Raw genomic sequence first — 17471 nt, 5'->3', positions numbered from 1 at the left:
CATGGCCCTTGATCCCCTCGACCTCTACGACGTCCGTTCCCTGCTCAGCGACGAGGAGCGCGCGGTGCAGGACACCGTGGCCCGTTTCACCAACGAGAAGGTGTTGCCGATCATCGGCGAGTGCTTCGACGAGGGCCGGTTCCCGGCCGAACTGATCCCCGAGATCGCGGGCCTTGGCCTGCTGGGCGCGACCCTGCCGGCCGAGTACGGCGGCTCGGAGCTCAACTACGTCAGCTACGGCCTGATCTGCCAGGAGCTGGAGCGCGGCGATTCCGGCCTGCGCAGCTTCGCCAGCGTGCAGTCCTCGCTGTGCATGTACCCGATCTTCGCCTACGGCACCGAGGAGCAGAAGAAGCGCTGGCTGCCGGACATGGCCGCGGGCAAGGTGATCGGCTGCTTCGGCCTGACCGAGCCGCACGGCGGCTCCGACCCGGCCAACATGAAGACCCACGCCAGGCGCGACGGCGACGACTGGATCCTCAACGGCTCCAAGATGTGGATCACCAACGGCAACCTGGCCGATATCGCCATCGTCTGGGCACAGACCGACGACGGCATCCAGGGTTTCGTGGTGGAGAAGGATTTCGCCGGCTACAAGGCGCAGCTGGTCAAGCACAAGATGAGCCTGCGCGCCTCGGTGACCAGCGGGCTGTTTTTCGACAACGTGCGCGTGCCCGAGGCCAACCGGCTGCCCAATGTGAAGGGCCTGAAGGGCCCGCTGGGCTGCCTGACCCAGGCCCGCTACGGCATCACCTGGGGCCCGATCGGCGCCGCCATCGCCTGCCTGGACGAGGCGCTGGAGTACAGCAAGGAGCGGATCCTGTTCGGGCGTCCGGTGGCGGCGACGCAGAGCGCGCAGATCAAGATGGCCGACTGGGCGCGCCGGATCACTTCCGCGCAGCTGCTGAGCCTGCAGCTGGGCCGGTTGAAGGACGCCGGCAGGATGCAGCCGACCCAGGTGAGCGTGGCCAAGTGGAACAACTGCCGCATGGCCATCGACATCGCCCGCGAGGCGCGTGACCTGCTGGGCGGCGCCGGCATCACCACCGAGCATTCGCCCATCCGCCACGCGCTGAACCTGGAGTCGGTGATCACCTACGAGGGCACCGAGACCGTGCACCAGCTGGTGGTGGGCCGCGAGCTGACCGGGATCAACGCGTTCGCCGGCTGACGGCCGCTGCCCGCCACATTGGCGGGCGGGTTCCGCGCGCGGCGGCCTCGCAGAAAGGTGGCCGCGCGCTGGGGTTTGACCCTGCGCGGCCCCGGCCGCCTGCCGCCGCCGCGCGTTCGCACTTCATTCGACAGGACGGCAATCACATGTTCGCAGCAGTTCCCAATCCCATCCCGGCCCGCATGAAGGGCCTCAACCGCGCCGAGATCTGCGACGTCAACTTCAGCGAGTTCGTGCGCGGCTGGAGCGGCGGCGCCGGGCGCGCGCCCGGGCCGGGCGAGGCGGTGCTGGAAGGCAGCGCGCTGGATGTGCAGGGATTCCGCGAGCTGTTCGAATCGCAGCTGATCAGCCGCCACCTCGACCTGATGGCGCGGGTGCTGCGGGTGCAGAACAAGGTCTTCTACACCATTGGTTCCAGCGGCCACGAGGGCAACGCGATGGTCGCGCGGGCCACGCGCCATACCGATCCGGCGTTCCTGCACTACCGCTCCGGCGGCTTCATGGCCGAGCGCTTCCGCAAGCTGCCGGGAATGGATCCGGTGATGGATTCTGCGCTGTCGTTTGCCGCGTCGAAGGACGATCCGGCCAGCGGGGGGCGGCACAAGGTGTGGGGCAGCAGGCCGCTGTGGGTGCTGCCGCAGACCTCCACCATCGCCTCGCACCTGCCCAAGGCGTTCGGCACCGCGGTGGCGATCGAGCAGGGCCGGCGCATTGGCCATGCGCTGCCGGTGCCCGATGACAGCATCGTGGTGTGCTCGTTCGGCGACGCCTCCAGCAACCATGCCACCGCCCAGACCGCGTTCAACGCCGCGGCCTGGACTGCCTACCAGAAGCTGCCCGCGCCGGTGCTGTTCGTGTGCGAGGACAACGGTATCGGCATCTCGGTCAAGACGCCGGACGGCTGGGTGGCGCGCAACTTCGCCAACCGCCCCGACCTGGACTACTTCACCGCCGACGGCCTGGATCTGGCCGGCGGCTACGGCGACGTGCGGCGGGCGGTGGAGCACTGCCGCCGCACCCGCCGGCCGACCTTCCTGCACCTGCGCACCACCCGGATCATGGGCCACGCCGGCACCGACTTCGAGATCGAATGGCGCTCGATCGAGGAGCTGTGCAAGGTGGAGGCGACCGATCCGCTGCTGCGCTCGGCCGCCATCGCGCTCGAATCGGGCCTGATGACGAAGGACGAGGTGCTCGAAGTCTACGAGTCCACCCGCGCCAGGTGCTTCGCCGCCGCCGAGGACGCCGACCGCCGCCCGCGCCTGGAATCGCTGGAAGACGTGATGGCCCCGCTGGCGCCGTACACGCCGGAAGCGGTGAAGGCCGAGGCCGAGCGCGCCGACTATGCCGGCCGCCGCAGCGAGGTGTTCGGCGACGAAAAGAAGCTGCCGGAAAACCAGCCGCCCAGGCATCTGGCGATCCTGATCAACCAGGCCCTGCACGACCAGTTCGCCAAGTACCCCGAGGCGCTGCTGTTCGGCGAGGACGTGGCCCAGAAGGGCGGCGTGTACACGGTGACCAAGGGCCTGCAGAAGACGTTCGGCCCGCGCCGGGTGTTCAACACCCTGCTCGACGAGACCGTGATCCTGGGCCTGGCCCAGGGCTACGCCAACATGGGCATGCTGCCGCTGCCGGAGATCCAGTACCTGGCCTATTTCCACAACGCCGGCGACCAGATCCGCGGCGAGGCGGCCAGCCTGCAGTTCTTCTCCAACGGCCAGTACCGCAACCCGATGGTGATGCGGATCGCCTCGCTGGGCTACCAGCGCGGCTTCGGCGGCCATTTCCACAACGACAACTCGATCACCGCGCTGCGCGACATCCCCGGCCTGGTGATCGGCTGCCCCAGCCGCGGCGACGACGCGGTGACCATGCTGCGCACGCTGATGGCGCTGGCGAAGGTGGACGGCCGGGTGTGCGCCTTGCTGGAGCCGATCGCGCTGTACATGGCCAAGGATCTTTACGAGGCCGGCGACGGCGGCTGGCTGACGTCGTTCCCGGCGCCGGGCGAGGCGATGGAGGTCGGCGCCGAGCGCGTCTACGACCCGGAGGCCAGCGACTGCGTGATCCTGACCTTCGGCAACGGCGTGCCGATGAGCCTGCGCGCCGCGCGCCGGATCCAGGCCGAACACGGCTGGAAGACGCGGGTGGTGGATCTGCGCTGGCTGCTGCCGCTCAACGAGGAGGCCATCGTCCGCCACGTGGGCGAGTGCGCGCGGGTGATCGTGGTCGACGAGGGCCGCCGCAGCGCCGGGGTGGGCGAGGGCATCATCACCGCGATCAGCGAGGGCGGGCTGGGCGAGCGTCCGCTGCAGCGGGTGGTGGGTGCGGACACCTTCACCCCGCTGGCCGGCGCCGCGTTCCTGGTGATTCCGTCCGACGACGACATCGTCGCCGCCGCCGCCAGGCTCCGGTAGGAGCGCGTCTTACGCGCTCCTACAGGCCAGTCCTGCAGAGGTCAGTCGGCGAACTGGACGCGCACTTCCACCCGGCGGTTGGGCGCCAGGCAGTCGATGGCGTCCTGGCTGCTGCCGCCCTCGCATTCCACAACCGGCTCGACGCTGCCGCGGCCAACCGCGGTGATGCGGTCTTCCGGCACGCCGCGTTCGATCAGGTAGTCGCGCACGGCATTGGCGCGCTCGCTGGAGACCCGGTGGATCGCGACCGGGGTGCCGATGCGGTCGCTGTGGCCGATCACGTGCACGATTTCCACCTGGCGCTCCGCCAGCCGTGCGGCCAGGTCGTCAAGCGCCACGCGGCCTTCCGCGCTGAGGTCATCGATGCCGGACTTGCCGAAGGCGAACAGGCCGTCAGCGGACAGGCGCTCCAGGAACGTGGAGGGCAGCGGCGTGACATCTTCCACCGGCGGCGGCTCGGGCGCGGTGGCGCAGGCGGACAGCAAGGCAACGCACGCCGCGGCCGCGGCGGACAACATGAGCTTCGAGTTCATTTCCCCTTCCCCGTATTGAGTCCCCCCGTTGCGGCCGAATATAGCAGCCGGAGTCGGGGCTTGCGTGCACGTCCCGTGACGCTTTGCGTCGCGCTGTCAGCGCGCCAGTCCGTCCATCATTTCCGCCGCTGTGGCGGCGGTGCCGGCGATATCCAGCGATCCCGGGGGCAGTTCCAGCGGCAGCATGGCAAGCGCCTCGCCGCCGGCGGCGCAGATCACGCGCCCGATCTCGCTCCCGCCGGCGGCGACCGCCGCGCCGGCGGCGACCGGCTGCGCCAGCTGCAGCCGTACCAGCCCGCGCTTGGCCTGGCCCAGGAAGTGGGTGCGGGCGACGATTTCCTGGCCCGGATAGCAGCCCTTCTTGACGCTGTAGCCGTTCAGCCGCTGCAGCGCAAGCTGCTGGGGCGTCCACTGTTCGGCCTGGCCGGCTTCCAGCCGCGGCAGGCCGTGGGCCAGGTCGAAGGTTTTCCAACGTCGGGCGCCTTCAGCGTCGTCGTCGCCAGGCGCATTGGACAGCCGCAGCGAGCGAGGGCCGCCGTCGCCGCCCATGTCCAGCTCCACGGCCTGCTCCGGGGCGCCGCCGATGCGCGCGCCGGAGGCCAGCCCGGGTGCGGCGAACGCGCCGGCGGCGTGGATCTCCTCCAGCGGGCGCAGCGCCACCTTCGAACGGAACACGAACCGCTGCAGCTGCTCCGCCAGGGCGGCCGGGTCGGCATCGGGCAGCACCAGCCACAGCTGTTCGGGGCCGAAGCGCAGCAGCGCGAACAGGGCGATCACCCGGCCCTTGGGGGTGAGCCATCCGCTCCACTGCCAGTGCCCGTTTTCCAGCGCCTCCACGTCGGTGGTGAACTGGGCCTGGGCGAACTTCAGCGCGTCGCGGCCCTCCAAGGCCAGCACGCGATGGCCGGGAATGGTGAAAAAAGCATCAGGGGAAGCGTTCGACTTGTCGGACATGGGGGCGGGACTTAAACTCGACAACGTGAAAGACCCGGCCATCATAGGCGAAAGCACCCCGGCTCCCGAGCAGTCCGGGCCCGGATCCCCGGAGCAGGAGCCGCCGCGCCAGAAGGAAATTGGCGGCCGGGAGGGGCCCGATCCGACCCGCTACGGGGATTGGGAAAAGAACGGCCGCTGCATCGATTTCTAAGACGGCAACGCCCGCCAACAGCCACGCGGCCCCGCCAGGGCCGCCCAGCGAGGACCTGTCCAGCGATGAGTCACCCCGAACGTCCACTGTCCCCCTTCATGCTGGGACAGACCTACCGTTTCCAGCTCACTTCGCTGATGTCCATCCTGCACCGCGTCAGCGGCGTGGTGCTGGTCGCCGGGGCGATCGGCCTGGCCTGGTGGCTGATGGCCGCCGCCCAGGGCGGCGAGTCCTGGGCCCGCGCCAGCGAATGCCTGGCCTCGCCGCTGGGCATGATCGCGCTGTTCGGCTTCTCGCTGGCGCTGGTCTACCACCTGCTCAACGGCATCCGCCACCTGATGTGGGACATGGGCCACGGCATGTCGATCCCCGAGGTCTACCGCTCCGGCTACGTGGTGGCCGGCCTGACGGTGGTGCTGACGGCCGTGATCTGGTTCTTTGCGATGCGGGGTGGGGCATGAGCAACAACAGGGTGGGCGTGGAGGAGGGGCCGCGCGAGTTCCGCACGCCGCTGGCGCGCGCGCGCGGCCTGGGTTCGGCCAAGTCGGGCACCAGCCACTTCTGGTGGCAGCGGGTGACCGCAGTGGCGCTGGTGCCGCTGGTGGCCTGGTTCGTGGGCACCGTGGTGTCGCTGGTAGGCGCCGACCTGGCGACCGTGCAGGCCACCATCGCCAGGCCCTGGAACGCGATCCTGTTCGCGGTCTTCATGGTGGCGATGTTCTGGCACGCGAAGATGGGCCTGCAGGTGGTGGTGGAGGACTACATCCACACCCGCTGGCTGCTGCTGGCGCTGCAGATCATCGTCATCGCCGTGTGCGCGCTTGGCGCGTTCGCCTCGCTGTATGCCATCGCGCGTATCGCGCTGCTGGCCTGAGCCCCTTTTGAAAGAGCCGCAATGACTACTGCCTATCCGATTACCGAACACCACTACGACATGATCGTCGTCGGCGCCGGCGGCGCCGGCCTGCGCGCCACCTTCGGGCTGGCGCACAAGGGCCTGAAGACGGCGTGCATCACCAAGGTGTTCCCGACCCGTTCGCACACCGTGGCCGCGCAGGGCGGGATCTCCGCCGCGCTGGGCAACATGGGCGAGGACGACTGGCGCTTCCACTTCTACGACACCATCAAGGGCTCGGACTGGCTGGGCGACCAGGACGCCATCCAGTACATGTGCCGCGAGGCGATCCCGGCGATCATCGAGCTCGAGCACCAGGGCGTGCCGTTCTCGCGTACCGAGGAAGGCAAGATCTACCAGCGCCCGTTCGGCGGCATGACCACGCACTACGGCAAGGGCACCGCGCAGCGCACCTGCGCCGCGGCCGACCGCACCGGCCACGCGATCCTGCACACCCTGTACCAGCAGTCGCTGGCGCATGATGCCGAGTTCTTCATCGAATACTTCGCGCTCGACCTGATCATGGACGAGGAGGGCGTGTGCCGCGGGGTGCTGGCCCTGGACATGGCCGAGGGCACCCTGCACCTGTTCCGCGCCCACGGCACGGTGCTGGCCACCGGCGGCTACGGCCGCGCGTACTTCTCGGCCACCAGCGCCCACACCTGCACCGGCGACGGCGGCGGCATGGCGCTGCGCGCCGGGCTGGGCCTGCAGGACATGGAGTTCGTGCAGTTCCACCCGACCGGCATCTATGGCGCCGGCTGCCTGATCACCGAGGGCGTGCGCGGCGAAGGCGGGATCCTGCGCAACGCCAGCGGCGAGCGCTTCATGGAGCGCTACGCGCCCAACGCCAAGGACCTGGCCAGCCGCGACGTGGTCAGCCGCTCGATGACCGTCGAGATCCGCGAGGGCCGCGGCGTGGGCGAGCACAAGGACCACATCCACCTGGATCTGACCCACCTGGACCCGGCCGATATCCACAAGAAGCTGCCGGGCATCGCCGAGAGCGCGCGCATCTTCGCCGGCGTGGACGTGGAGAAGCAGCCGATCCCGGTGATCCCGACCGTGCACTACAACATGGGCGGGGTGCCGACCAACTACCACGGCGAGGTGGTGCAGCTGAAGAACGGCGATCCGGACACGGTGGTGCCGGGCCTGTACGCGATCGGCGAGGCCGGCTGCGTGTCGGTGCACGGCGCCAACCGCCTGGGCTCCAACTCGCTGCTCGACCTGGTGGTGTTCGGGCGCGCGGTGGCCAACCGCTGCGCCGAGACCATCAGGCCGGGCCAGCCGCACAAGAAACTGGCCGGTGACGCCTGCGACCGCTCGCTGTCCAACTTCGACCGCGTGCGCAACGCCAACGGCAGCCTGCCCACGGCGGTGATCCGCGACAACATGCAGCGCACCATGCAAAGCCACGCCGCGGTGTTCCGCACCCAGGAGACCCTGGCCGAGGGCGTGGACAAGGTGCGTGACATCCGCGAGTCGTTTGCCGATGTCAAGGTCAGCGACCGTTCGCTGGTGTGGAACTCGGATCTGGTGGAGACACTGGAGCTGCAGAACCTGCTGGGCCAGGCGCTGGTGACCATCACCTCGGCCGAGAACCGCAAGGAGTCGCGCGGCGCCCACGCCCGCGAGGACTTCCCGGATCGCGACGACGACCAGTGGCACAAGCACACCCTGTGCTGGCTGGACGACAACGGCGGCACCAGCATCGACTACCGCCCGGTGCACATGTACACCCTCGACGACGAAGTCGAAGTCGTGCCGCCCGTGGCGCGCGTTTACTGACCGGGAGAAGGACGAGACATGGCTGAGCTGACACTCCCGAAGAACTCCAGGGTCCAGAAGGGCCGGCATTTCCCCGCCAAGGGCGCCAAGCGCACCCGCACCTTCAAGGTCTACCGCTGGAGCCCGGACGAGAACCGCAATCCGACCGTGGACACCTACGAGGTGGACCTGGACACCTGCGGGCCGATGGTCCTGGACGCGCTGATCAAGATCAAGAACGAGATCGACCCGACGCTCACGTTCCGGCGCTCCTGCCGCGAGGGCATCTGCGGTTCGTGCGCGATGAACATCGACGGCACCAACACCCTGGCCTGCACCCGCGCGATCGAGGACTGCAAGGCTTCCGACGTACCGGTGTACCCGCTGCCGCACATGCCGGTAATCAAGGACCTGGTGCCGGATCTGACCCATTTCTACGCCCAGTACGCCTCGATCAAGCCGTGGATCCGCACCCAGAGCCCGGCGCCGGCCGGCCGCGAGCGGTTGCAGTCGCCGGAAGAGCGCGATCGCCTGGACGGCCTGTACGAGTGCATCCTGTGCGCCTGCTGCAGCACCGCCTGCCCGAGCTACTGGTGGAACGGCGACCGCTACCTGGGCCCGGCGATCCTGCTCCAGGCCTACCGCTGGATCGTCGACAGCCGCGACGAGGACACCGGCGCGCGCCTGGACGACCTGGAAGACCCGTTCAAGCTCTACCGCTGCCACACGATCATGAACTGCGCCCGCACCTGCCCCAAGGGCCTGAACCCGGGCAAGGCGATCGGCGAGATCAAGCGGCTGATGCTCGAACGCCAGGTCTGACCTGGGCGCCATGAGCCCGGAAGACCAGGCCGAGCTGCGCCGCCTGCGCTGGCGCGCGCGGCGCGGCATGCGCGAGCTGGACGTGCTGTTCAACCGCTACCTGGACCAGGCGTGGGCGGAGGATTCCGAGCAGCAGCGCGGGGTTTTCCTACGGCTGCTGGACTGCGAGGACGATAAGCTCTGGCGCTGGTTCATGGGCTACGAGGACGTCCCCGATGCCGAGCTCGCCGCGTTCGTCCGCAGGATGCTCGACCTGCCGCATTGAGTGGAGGCCCTCGCGCCTGCTGGGCGCGATGCTGGTGGTGCTGGCGCTGGTCGCCGTGTTTGCGATCCTGGCCTCGGAAATGCCCCGCATTGCCGCCTGGCCGCTGGCGGCGCTGGCGCTCGGCCACGGACTGCGCCGGGCGTGGCAGGAACAGCGGCGTCCGCGTTCGCGCTTCGTCTTCGCCGGCCAGGAGGCGCCGGTGCAGGTGGATGGCCGCACGGTGCGCGATGCCAGCGTGACCTGGCGCGGCCCGCTTGCGTTCGTGCGTTGGCGCGCGGACGACGGCCGCCGCCGGCACCTGGCCTGGTGGCCCGACACCCTGCCGGCCGCGGCGCGGCGTGAACTGCGGCTGGCCGCGCCGCTGCGCAGGGCTGCGCGCAGGGCGGCTTCGGTGGCACCATAGCGGGCCTTGCGCCGCGCACCGCCGCGGCGTCCCGTCCAGCCTGCGAGAGCCGATGTTCAAGCCTGTTCCCGTCGCGATCGGCCTGCGCTACCTGCGTGCAAAGCGCCGCAACGGCTTCATTTCCTTCATTTCCCTGGCCTCGATCCTGGGCATCGCCATCGGCGTGGCGGTGCTGATCACCGCGCTGTCGGTGATGAGCGGCTTCCAGCGCGAGATCCGCGATCGCATGCTGGAGATGGCGGCCCACGCCACCATCAGCGCCCACGGCGAGCCGATGGCCAACTGGGAAGGCGCGGTGGACGAGGCGATGGTGGACAGCCGCGTCGCCGGCGCCGCGCCCTACATCGAGACCCAGGCCCTGATCGCCGGCCCGCGCCGCGAGCCCGCGCTGCTGCAGGGCATTTCCCCGGAGCATGAAAAGCAGGTGTCCAAGATCGCCGAGCGCATGGTGGCCGGCAGCCTCGACGACCTGGTACCGGGCGAGTTCAACATCGTGCTCGGCCGCGACCTGGCGCTGTGGCTGGGGGTGGGGGTGGGCGATACGGTGATCGTCACCATCGACTTCCAGACCACGCCGATGGGCGCGGTGCCGCAGCTCAAGCGCTTCACCGTCAGTGGCCTGTTCCAGGTCGGCCACCAGCAGTTCGACCGCAACCTGGCGGTGGCCAGCATGCACGACCTGCAGCGGGTGCTGCGGATGGGCGAGGGCGTGACCGGGGTGCGCCTGCGCCTGCACGACATGGACCAGGCCTGGCAGGTGGCGCGCGACCTGGCCGTGCGCCTGGAGGGGCCGTACATGGTCAGCGACTGGAGCAGCGAGAATGCCAACATGTTCCGCGCCCTGCGCCTGGAGAAGACCATGATCGCGATCCTGCTGTCGCTGATCATCGCCATGGGCGCGTTCAACCTGGTGTCCTCGCAGGTGATGCTGGTGACCGACAAGCAGGCCGACATCGCGATCCTGCGCACCCTGGGCCTGAGCCCGGGCGGGGTGATGAAGGCCTTCATGGTGCAGGGCTCGATGATCGGCATCTTCGGCACCGCCCTGGGCGTGGCCGGCGGGATCCTGCTCACGCTCAACCTGGAGCACATCCTGCGGGCGATCGAGCGCGCCTTCAACGTGGTGCTGATCCCCGCGGACGTGTACTACATCACCGGCCTGCCGACCGAGCTGAGCGCCCACGACGTGGTGCTGATCGCCGCGGTCGCGCTGGTGATGGCGCTGGTGGCCACCGTGTACCCGGCCTGGCGCGCGGCGCGCACGGCACCGGCGGAGGCGCTGCGCTATGAATGAGGCCGTGGTACGCGCCGAGGCGCTCGGCAAGACCTATCGCGAGGGCGGGCTCAACACCCGGGTGTTCGAGGATCTGGACTTCGAGGTCGCCCGCGGCGAGACGGTGGCGATCCTCGGCGCGTCCGGCGCCGGCAAGAGCACCCTGCTGCACCTGCTGGGCGGACTGGATACGCCCACCGCCGGCGAGGTCTACGTGAGCGGGCGGAAGATGAGCGCGCTGTCCGATGCGGCCCGCGGCAGGCTGCGCAACAGCGAGCTGGGCTTCGTCTACCAGTTCCACCACCTGCTGCCCGAGTTCACCGCGCTGGAGAACGTGATGTTGCCGGTGCTGCTGGGCCAGGCCGACGTGAAGCAGGCTGGCGCGCGCGCGCGGGAGCTGCTGGAGGCGGTGGGACTTGGCCACCGCCTTGACCACAAGCCGGGCGAGCTGTCGGGCGGCGAGCGCCAGCGCGCGGCCGTGGCGCGTGCCCTGGTGAACCGGCCGGCCTGCGTGCTGGGCGACGAGCCCACCGGCAACCTGGACGAGAAGACCGCTGCCACCGTGTTCGAGCTGATGCTCGGGCTCAACCGGGAGCAGGGCACCAGCCTGGTGGTGGTCACCCACGACCGGGGCCTGGCGCGGCGGCTGGACCGGGTGATGGAACTGCACGAAGGCCGTCTGCGCGAGGTCGCCCCGCAGGCGGCATAGCACGCCCGCAAATTTCCATACGCTTGCGTCCGGAGTTGTGTTAGCTTTCCGTTCAAGGCACGCCGGAGCACGGGTGCCAGGCGCAGGTCACGACCCCCACCGGGACCGAGCCGACAACAGCGGACGCGCATGCGTCCGTTCCACCTGTCGACTTGATTTCTAAGGTTTGGGGGACATCCATGCATTCGATCCATCCGCAACGCAATCTTCTGGCCGTGGCCGTGTTCACCGGCCTGCTGGCCCTGTCCCACGGTTCCCTGGCCCAGGCGCAGGGCCAGGCGCAGCCGGCCGCGGCCGAGCCTGCCGACGAGCCGACCACGCTCGCCACCATGACGGTCACCGCGCAGAAGCGCGAAGAGGCCCTGCAGGATGTGCCGATCGTGGTCAACGTGCTGCCCGAACAGCTGCTGCTGGATACCGGCGTGGAGGACATCAAGGACCTGCAGGTGCTGGTGCCCGGCCTGACCGTGACCAGCACGCAGTCCGCCGCGCAGACCACCGCGCGCATCCGCGGCATCGGTACCGTGGGCGACAACCCGGGCCTGGAGTCGTCCGTGGGCGTGGTGATCGACGGCGTCTACCGTGCACGCAACAGCGTCGGCTTCGGCGACCTGGGCGAGCTTGACCGCATCGAGGTGCTCAAGGGGCCCCAGGGCACGGTGTTCGGCAAGAACACCTCGGCCGGCGTCATCAACGTGGTCACCCGCCGCCCCAGCTATTCGCAGGAGGTCGAGGGCGAGGTGACGGTGGGCAACTTCGGCCTGGTCGGGGTCGGGGGTTCCTACAACGATGCGCTGGGCGACAACGCGGCCTTCCGCATCTATGCCACCAAGCGCAAGCGTGACGGCGTGGACGACGTGTTCACGGCCGGCGGCCCGCGCCAGGAAACCGACGACGGCGACATGAACTACCACTCCATGCGCATGCAGCTGCTGCTGGAGCCCAGCCCGGACCTGAGCATCAACTTCGCCGGTGACTACACCAGCCGCGAGGAGAACTGCTGCGTCAGCGTGACCACCCACCGCGGCCCGACCGCGGCGATCATCGATGCCCTGACCCCGGGCGGGGAGGGCATCATCCCGGTGCCGGATCCCGACCGCCGCCTGGCCTACGCCAACCGCACCACCGAGCAGGACATCAAGGACAAGGGCGTGTCGGGCGAGGTCAACTGGACCACGCCGTGGCTGAACAACGCGCAGTTCACCTCGATCACCGCGGCACGTACCTGGGACGCGATCACCAGCATCGACTTCGACTACAGCGCGGCGGACATCATGTTCCGGCCGCCGGAGGAGGACTACTCGCTGGTCGCCTTCGACACCTTCAGCCAGGAGTTCCGGCTGACCGGTTCCACCGACCGGGTGGACTGGATGGTGGGCGTGTTCTATTCCGACGAGGACCTGGTCCGAAACGATTCGTACTTCATGGGGCCGGCCTACGAGCCGTACCTGTCGACGCTGATCGGCAGCCAGGTGCTGCCGGGGCTGGCGGCGGCGGTCGGCCAGCTGCCGCCGCAGCTGGGGCTGAGCGTGAACACCGCCAATCCGGCCCTGTTCCTGTCCGAGGTCACCGGGCTGCCGTTCGGCAGCAACTTCACCGGCATCGGCGCGCACGACCGCTACCAGCAGAACGCCAAGAGCGCGGCGATCTTCACCAACAACACCTTCCACGTGAGCGATGCGCTCGATATCACCCTGGGCCTGCGCTATACGCGTGAGAAGAAGACCCTGGATTCGCAGTTCAGCAACCCCAACGGAAGCGCCGCCTGCGGCATCACCCTGTCCGATCCCGCGGCCGCCGTGGGCGGGGCGCTGGTCGGCCGGGTGAACGGCTTCGCCAACCTGCCGCCGCAGGTGCAGCAGCAGCTGATGGCGCAGATGCTGCCGTTGATGACGCCGGCCATCCAGCAGGTGGCCGGCTACATGTGCCTGCCGTGGGCGAACGTGCTCCACAACGGGCGCGACACCCGGCAGGAGGCAACGGAGAAGGAGTGGTCGGGCACCCTCAAGGTGGCCTACGACTTCTCCGACGACGTGATGGGCTACGTCTCTGCGGCGCGCGGTTACAAGGCCGGCGGCTTCAACCTCGACCGCGTCCAGGTCGGCGTGACCCCGCAGGACGACACCTACTTCCCCGGCGAGTTCGTGGACAGCTACGAGCTGGGCCTGAAGACCACCTGGGCCGACGGCAACCTGCTGTTCAACGCTGCGGTGTTCCACCAGGAGTACGAGGACTTCCAGCTCAACAGCTTCCTGGGCACGGCGTTCGTGGTCCGCGCGATCCCGGAGGTCACCTCCACCGGCGTGGACATGGACGTGCTGTGGCAGACCGGCATCACCGGCCTGATGCTGCAGGGCGGCCTGACCTATGCGAAGACCGAGTACGGCAACGACCTGCTGCCCGATCCCGACCTGCACCTGCTGCCCGGCGGCCGGATGAGCTTTGCACCCGAGTGGTCGGGCAACGCGTCGCTGACCTATGACTGGGATATCGGCTCCAACCTGATGGGCCGGTTCAACGTCGGCGCCAAGTACATGTCCGACTACAACACCGGCTCGGATCTGGATCCGGAGAAGGAGCAGGATGCCTACACGCTGCTCAACGCCCGCATCGGTTTCGGCCGCCAGGATCGGCGCTGGATGGTCGAGTTCTGGGGCCAGAACCTGACCGACGAGACCTACAAGCAGGTCGGCATCGATGCGCCGATCCAGGCCGGTTCGTGGAACGCCTTCCTCGGCGCGCCGCGCACCTACGGCATGACCCTGCGCGTGCGCTACTGAGCCGTCGCGGTACGGGGCCCGCGCATCTCCGGATGCGCGGGCTTTTCTTTGCCTGATACGGCATCTGCGGCCGCGTTCTACAATCGGGCCCGTATCCGAACCCGCGAGTACCGCCAGCGATGGATCAGGTTCCCAACGACGACACCCTGCATGAGCTTGCCGCCGCGTTCGGCGAAAAGCTGCGCGCCGGGCGCGACATGCTGGTCACCGCCGAAAGCTGCACCGGCGGCTGGATCGCCAAGGCGATGACCGACGTGCCCGGGTCTTCGGAGTGGTTCGACTGCGGCATGGTCGCCTACAGCTACGAGGCCAAGCAGGCCCTGCTGGGGGTGCGCCCCGGCACCCTGGAGGAGCACGGCGCGGTCAGCCGCGAGACCGCGGTGGAGATGGTGTCCGGCGCGCTGGTGCATTCGGGGGCAACGCTCGCGGTCGCGGTGACCGGGATCGCCGGGCCGGGCGGCGGCACTGATGACAAGCCGGTGGGCACGGTCTGGATCGCGTGGAAGCGCCGCGCCGGCTACACCCGGGCCGAACTGTTCCACTTCGACGGCGACCGCGACGCAGTGCGCCGCCGCACCGTCCTGGCGGCGCTGCAGGGGCTGGAGCCGCTGCTGTGAACCGGCTCGCCGCCCGCGGAGGGCCCGGCTGATGTGGGAGACCATCGGTACCGTCCGCGACCTGGGCCGGCTGCAGGAAATCGCCTCGATCCTGATCCGCTTCGGCTTCGGCGAGTTCGTGCAGAGGATCGGTCTGGTCGGCGCGCTGGAGCGGGCAGGGCGGCTGCTGCATATCGGGCAGCACCACGAGGAGCGCGAGCGCCCGGAGCCGGCGGTGCGCTTCAGGCAGGCGCTGCAGGAGCTGGGCCCCACCTTCGTCAAGTTCGGCCAGGTGCTGGCCACCCGCATCGACCTGCTGCCGCCGGAGTGGGTGGCCGAACTGGGCAAGCTGCAGAACGCCGTGCCCGCCCTGGGCTGGGAAGAGATCCGTCCGCAGCTGGTCGAGGATCTGGGAGCGGAGCCGGAGGAGGTGTTCGCGCGGGTCGAGAAGGAGCCGCTGGCGGCGGCCTCGCTGGCGCAGACCCACCGCGCATGGCTCGAGGACGGCAGCCCGGTGGTGCTCAAGGTGCGCCGGCCCGGCATCCGCGAGGTGGTGGAAGCCGACCTGCGGCTGATGATGCGGGCGGCGGAGATCATCCAGTCGCAGGTGCCCGACCTGCGCCGCTATCGCCCGACCGGAGTCGTGCAGCAGTTCGCCAGTTCGCTGCGGGCCGAGCTGGATTTCGCCGGCGAGTGCCGCAACGCCGAGCGCATCGCGGAGAACTTCGCCGGTGACGCGCGTCTTGCCATCCCCGGCATCCACTGGCACTGGACCTGCGAGCGGCTCAACGTGCAGGACTTCATGGACGGCATTGCCGGAAACGAGCTGGCGATCGTGGACGCCGCCGGCCTGGATCGCCACGAGCTGGCGCGCACCGGCGCCGACCTCGTGCTCAAGATGGTGCTCGAGGACGGCCTGTTCCATGCCGACCCGCACCCGGGCAACATCTTCTACCTCTACGACGGCCGCATCGGGCTGATCGACTTCGGCATGGTCGGCCGGGTGGGCGAGCGGCGGCGCCAGCAGGTGGCGCAGCTGCTGCACGGCATGGTGTCCCAGGACGCCGAGGCGGTGGCCGACATCCTGCTGGACTGGACGGATGGCGACGCCGACGTGGAGGAGGGGCGACTGCAGACCGACGTCGACGCGCTGGTGGATCAGTACCGCGGCGTGCCGCTGAAGGAACTGCGGATGGGGCAGATGCTGCTCGACGTGTCCGCGATGCTGCGCAGGAACCGGCTGACCCTGCCGCCCGACCTGGCGCTGATGATCAAGGCCTTCCTGACCCTGGAAGGCCTGGGCCGGCAGCTGGATCCGGACTTCGACATGGCCAGCGAGGCGCAGCCATACCTGGAGCGCGCGCTGATGCAGCGCTATTCGCCGGCGGCGGTGGCGCGGCGCGGGCGGCGCACGGTGTCCGGGATGCTGGATCTGGTCGGCAGCCTGCCGCGCGACCTGCGCCGGCTGATGCAGGCGGCCCGGCGCGGACGCCTGCGCACCCAGGTGGAAATCACCTCGCTCAAGGCCTTCGGTGACCAGATCAACAGCGCCGCCAACCGCCTGACGGTGGGGGTGATCACCGCGGCCCTGATCATCGGTTCGTCGATCGTGACCAACGCCGTCGGCGGCGGGATCTCCAGCCGCGGGCTGATGGCGCTGGGGGTGATGGGCTTCATCGGCGCCACCCTGAGCGGGGTCTGGATCGTGTTTTCCATCTGGCGCAGCGGCCGCCGCAAGTAACCGGTTTCACGCGCCATGCGCGCGAAGCCGCGTGACTCCCGGCACCGGACGAACAGCCGCCCATTGACCGAAACCCCCGTTAGTAGTATTACTACTAACCATGGATCTCACCGACACCCAGCGCGACATCCTCACCCTCATCGCCGAGCGCATCGAGTCCGAGGGCGTCCCCCCGTCGCAGACCGAGATCGCCCGCGCCTTCGGCTTCAGCAGCGTGCGTGCCGCCCAGTACCACCTGGAGGCGCTGGAGGCCGCCGGGGCGATCGAGCGGGTGCCGGGCAGGGCGCGCGGCATCCGTCTGCTGGTTTCTCCGGAGCAGCCCCAGGGCAGCCTGGATCTGGCGGAAGCGGGCAGCCACGCGCTGCCCGACAACGCCCTGCACCTGCCGGTGCTCGGCCAGGTGGCCGCCGGCACCCCCATCGGCGCCGACGCTCCGCAGTCGCTGGAGGCGGACGACTACCTGCTGCTGGATCGGGTGCTGTTCTCGCCCGCGCCCGACTACCTGCTCAAGGTCAAGGGCGACTCGATGCGCGACGAGGGCATCTTCGACGGCGACCTGATCGGCGTGCACCGCACCGGCGACGCCCGCTCCGGCCAGATCGTGGTGGCACGGGTGGACGAGGAGGTCACCGTGAAGCTGCTCAAGCTCGGCAGCGACCGCATCCGCCTGCTGCCGCGCAACCCCGACCATGCGCCGATCGAGGTGCTGCCGGGGCAGGACTTCGCCATCGAGGGGCTGTACTGCGGGCTGGTGAGGCCGAACCGGTGAGTGTGGCGGCTGCCACCGGCATACATTCCCGCTCCCGCGCGCGGCATTTTCCTACCCCTCCTGCCGGGGTTCCCGGCTCGTTCCCGGCGCCGCGCTGACACACCCTTGGGGCGTGGTCGCAGCCTTTGCGATCCACACCCGCCAGAATCACTCCCAACCCGGATCAACCATTGCAGAGGA

17 protein-coding genes are annotated in these 17471 nt (G+C 69.3%); 15 read left to right on the top strand and 2 right to left on the bottom strand.

Annotated features, from left to right (window positions below):
- The first annotated feature begins 1 nt into the window (after nucleotide 1).
- Together ACOZ90_RS08765 and ACOZ90_RS08760 are read left to right on the top strand one after the other, a co-directional pair.
- Nucleotides 2-1171 carry an acyl-CoA dehydrogenase family protein gene (locus ACOZ90_RS08765; RefSeq protein WP_422893278.1) on the top strand — a complete coding sequence of 390 codons (1170 nt, stop codon included), beginning with the start codon at nucleotides 2-4 and terminating at the stop codon, nucleotides 1169-1171.
- A gap of 146 nt (nucleotides 1172-1317) precedes the next feature.
- Nucleotides 1318-3588, top strand: a complete 2271-nt coding sequence (locus tag ACOZ90_RS08760) for a thiamine pyrophosphate-dependent enzyme (RefSeq protein WP_422893277.1) — start codon at nucleotides 1318-1320, stop codon at nucleotides 3586-3588.
- A 41-nt stretch (nucleotides 3589-3629) separates the two neighbouring features.
- Here ACOZ90_RS08760 and ACOZ90_RS08755 read toward each other — a convergent pair whose 3' ends face one another.
- Both ACOZ90_RS08755 and ygfZ read right to left on the bottom strand, forming a co-directional pair.
- On the bottom strand, nucleotides 3630-4121 hold the full coding sequence (locus tag ACOZ90_RS08755) for an OmpA family protein (RefSeq protein WP_422893276.1): 492 nt from the start codon (nucleotides 4119-4121) through the stop codon (nucleotides 3630-3632).
- Between the two features lie 96 nt (nucleotides 4122-4217).
- Complete coding sequence (gene ygfZ / locus ACOZ90_RS08750; protein WP_422893275.1) at nucleotides 4218-5075, bottom strand: CAF17-like 4Fe-4S cluster assembly/insertion protein YgfZ; 858 nt, start codon at nucleotides 5073-5075, stop codon at nucleotides 4218-4220.
- On the opposite strand from ygfZ, the gene ACOZ90_RS08745 reads away from it, so the two are divergent.
- The 13 genes from ACOZ90_RS08745 (at nucleotide 5032) to lexA (ending at nucleotide 17291) form a co-directional block, all read left to right on the top strand.
- Entirely contained in the window at nucleotides 5032-5268 is a 237-nt protein-coding gene (locus ACOZ90_RS08745) for a DUF1674 domain-containing protein (protein WP_422893274.1), read from the top strand. The genes ygfZ and ACOZ90_RS08745 overlap by 44 nt on opposite strands.
- Nucleotides 5269-5333: 65 nt before the next feature.
- Nucleotides 5334-5729 (top strand): succinate dehydrogenase, cytochrome b556 subunit, encoded by a 396-nt coding sequence (gene sdhC / locus ACOZ90_RS08740; protein ID WP_422893273.1) that lies wholly within the window; start codon nucleotides 5334-5336, stop codon nucleotides 5727-5729.
- Complete coding sequence (sdhD, locus tag ACOZ90_RS08735) at nucleotides 5726-6142, top strand: succinate dehydrogenase, hydrophobic membrane anchor protein (RefSeq protein ID WP_422893272.1); 417 nt, start codon at nucleotides 5726-5728, stop codon at nucleotides 6140-6142. The genes sdhC and sdhD overlap by 4 nt, the downstream gene beginning before the upstream one ends.
- Nucleotides 6143-6163: 21 nt before the next feature.
- A complete protein-coding gene (sdhA, locus tag ACOZ90_RS08730; RefSeq protein ID WP_422893271.1) occupies nucleotides 6164-7954 on the top strand; it encodes a succinate dehydrogenase flavoprotein subunit in 1791 nt (596 codons plus the stop codon).
- An 18-nt stretch (nucleotides 7955-7972) separates the two neighbouring features.
- Nucleotides 7973-8755, top strand: coding sequence for a succinate dehydrogenase iron-sulfur subunit (locus tag ACOZ90_RS08725; protein ID WP_422893270.1), 783 nt, complete (start codon nucleotides 7973-7975; stop codon nucleotides 8753-8755).
- Nucleotides 8756-8765: 10 nt separating this feature from the next.
- On the top strand, nucleotides 8766-9020 hold the full coding sequence (locus ACOZ90_RS08720; RefSeq protein ID WP_422893269.1) for an FAD assembly factor SdhE: 255 nt from the start codon (nucleotides 8766-8768) through the stop codon (nucleotides 9018-9020).
- Between the two features lie 28 nt (nucleotides 9021-9048).
- Nucleotides 9049-9423 carry a hypothetical protein gene (locus tag ACOZ90_RS08715; protein WP_422893268.1) on the top strand — a complete coding sequence of 125 codons (375 nt, stop codon included), beginning with the start codon at nucleotides 9049-9051 and terminating at the stop codon, nucleotides 9421-9423.
- Between the two features lie 52 nt (nucleotides 9424-9475).
- Nucleotides 9476-10717 carry a lipoprotein-releasing ABC transporter permease subunit gene (locus ACOZ90_RS08710; RefSeq protein WP_422893267.1) on the top strand — a complete coding sequence of 414 codons (1242 nt, stop codon included), beginning with the start codon at nucleotides 9476-9478 and terminating at the stop codon, nucleotides 10715-10717.
- Nucleotides 10710-11405 carry a lipoprotein-releasing ABC transporter ATP-binding protein LolD gene (gene lolD / locus ACOZ90_RS08705; RefSeq protein WP_422893266.1) on the top strand — a complete coding sequence of 232 codons (696 nt, stop codon included), beginning with the start codon at nucleotides 10710-10712 and terminating at the stop codon, nucleotides 11403-11405. The genes ACOZ90_RS08710 and lolD overlap by 8 nt, the downstream gene beginning before the upstream one ends.
- Before the next feature lie 215 nt (nucleotides 11406-11620).
- A complete protein-coding gene (locus ACOZ90_RS08700) occupies nucleotides 11621-14185 on the top strand; it encodes a TonB-dependent receptor (RefSeq protein ID WP_422893265.1) in 2565 nt (854 codons plus the stop codon).
- Between the two features lie 119 nt (nucleotides 14186-14304).
- Entirely contained in the window at nucleotides 14305-14802 is a 498-nt protein-coding gene (locus ACOZ90_RS08695; RefSeq protein WP_422893264.1) for a CinA family protein, read from the top strand.
- A 31-nt stretch (nucleotides 14803-14833) separates the two neighbouring features.
- Complete coding sequence (locus ACOZ90_RS08690; RefSeq protein ID WP_422893263.1) at nucleotides 14834-16522, top strand: ABC1 kinase family protein; 1689 nt, start codon at nucleotides 14834-14836, stop codon at nucleotides 16520-16522.
- 100 nt (nucleotides 16523-16622) lie between these two features.
- Nucleotides 16623-17291 carry a transcriptional repressor LexA gene (gene lexA, locus ACOZ90_RS08685; RefSeq protein WP_422893262.1) on the top strand — a complete coding sequence of 223 codons (669 nt, stop codon included), beginning with the start codon at nucleotides 16623-16625 and terminating at the stop codon, nucleotides 17289-17291.
- Nucleotides 17292-17471: the final 180 nt, after the last annotated feature.

The organism is Luteimonas dalianensis, from assembly GCF_049339425.1.
Classification (GTDB): domain Bacteria; phylum Pseudomonadota; class Gammaproteobacteria; order Xanthomonadales; family Xanthomonadaceae; genus Luteimonas; species Luteimonas dalianensis.
This window is presented reverse-complemented; position numbering and strand designations above follow the sequence as displayed.

Bases quoted from the DNA above. Each gene is read 5' to 3' on its own strand.
- sdhD (WP_422893272.1), top strand. From the start codon at position 5,726: ATGAGCAACAACAGGGTGGGCGTGGAGGAGGGGCCGCGCGAGTTCCGC.
- sdhA (WP_422893271.1), top strand. From the start codon at position 6,164: ATGACTACTGCCTATCCGATTACCGAACACCACTACGACATGATCGTC.
- ACOZ90_RS08695 (WP_422893264.1), top strand. From the start codon at position 14,305: ATGGATCAGGTTCCCAACGACGACACCCTGCATGAGCTTGCCGCCGCG.
- ACOZ90_RS08755 (WP_422893276.1), bottom strand. From the start codon at position 4,121: ATGAACTCGAAGCTCATGTTGTCCGCCGCGGCCGCGGCGTGCGTTGCC.
- ACOZ90_RS08765 (WP_422893278.1), top strand. From the start codon at position 2: ATGGCCCTTGATCCCCTCGACCTCTACGACGTCCGTTCCCTGCTCAGC.
- ACOZ90_RS08715 (WP_422893268.1), top strand. From the start codon at position 9,049: ATGCTGGTGGTGCTGGCGCTGGTCGCCGTGTTTGCGATCCTGGCCTCG.
- lexA (WP_422893262.1), top strand. From the start codon at position 16,623: ATGGATCTCACCGACACCCAGCGCGACATCCTCACCCTCATCGCCGAG.
- ygfZ (WP_422893275.1), bottom strand. From the start codon at position 5,075: ATGTCCGACAAGTCGAACGCTTCCCCTGATGCTTTTTTCACCATTCCC.
- ACOZ90_RS08720 (WP_422893269.1), top strand. From the start codon at position 8,766: ATGAGCCCGGAAGACCAGGCCGAGCTGCGCCGCCTGCGCTGGCGCGCG.
- ACOZ90_RS08725 (WP_422893270.1), top strand. From the start codon at position 7,973: ATGGCTGAGCTGACACTCCCGAAGAACTCCAGGGTCCAGAAGGGCCGG.
- lolD (WP_422893266.1), top strand. From the start codon at position 10,710: ATGAATGAGGCCGTGGTACGCGCCGAGGCGCTCGGCAAGACCTATCGC.
- ACOZ90_RS08760 (WP_422893277.1), top strand. From the start codon at position 1,318: ATGTTCGCAGCAGTTCCCAATCCCATCCCGGCCCGCATGAAGGGCCTC.
- ACOZ90_RS08710 (WP_422893267.1), top strand. From the start codon at position 9,476: ATGTTCAAGCCTGTTCCCGTCGCGATCGGCCTGCGCTACCTGCGTGCA.
- sdhC (WP_422893273.1), top strand. From the start codon at position 5,334: ATGAGTCACCCCGAACGTCCACTGTCCCCCTTCATGCTGGGACAGACC.
- ACOZ90_RS08745 (WP_422893274.1), top strand. From the start codon at position 5,032: ATGGTGAAAAAAGCATCAGGGGAAGCGTTCGACTTGTCGGACATGGGG.
- ACOZ90_RS08690 (WP_422893263.1), top strand. From the start codon at position 14,834: ATGTGGGAGACCATCGGTACCGTCCGCGACCTGGGCCGGCTGCAGGAA.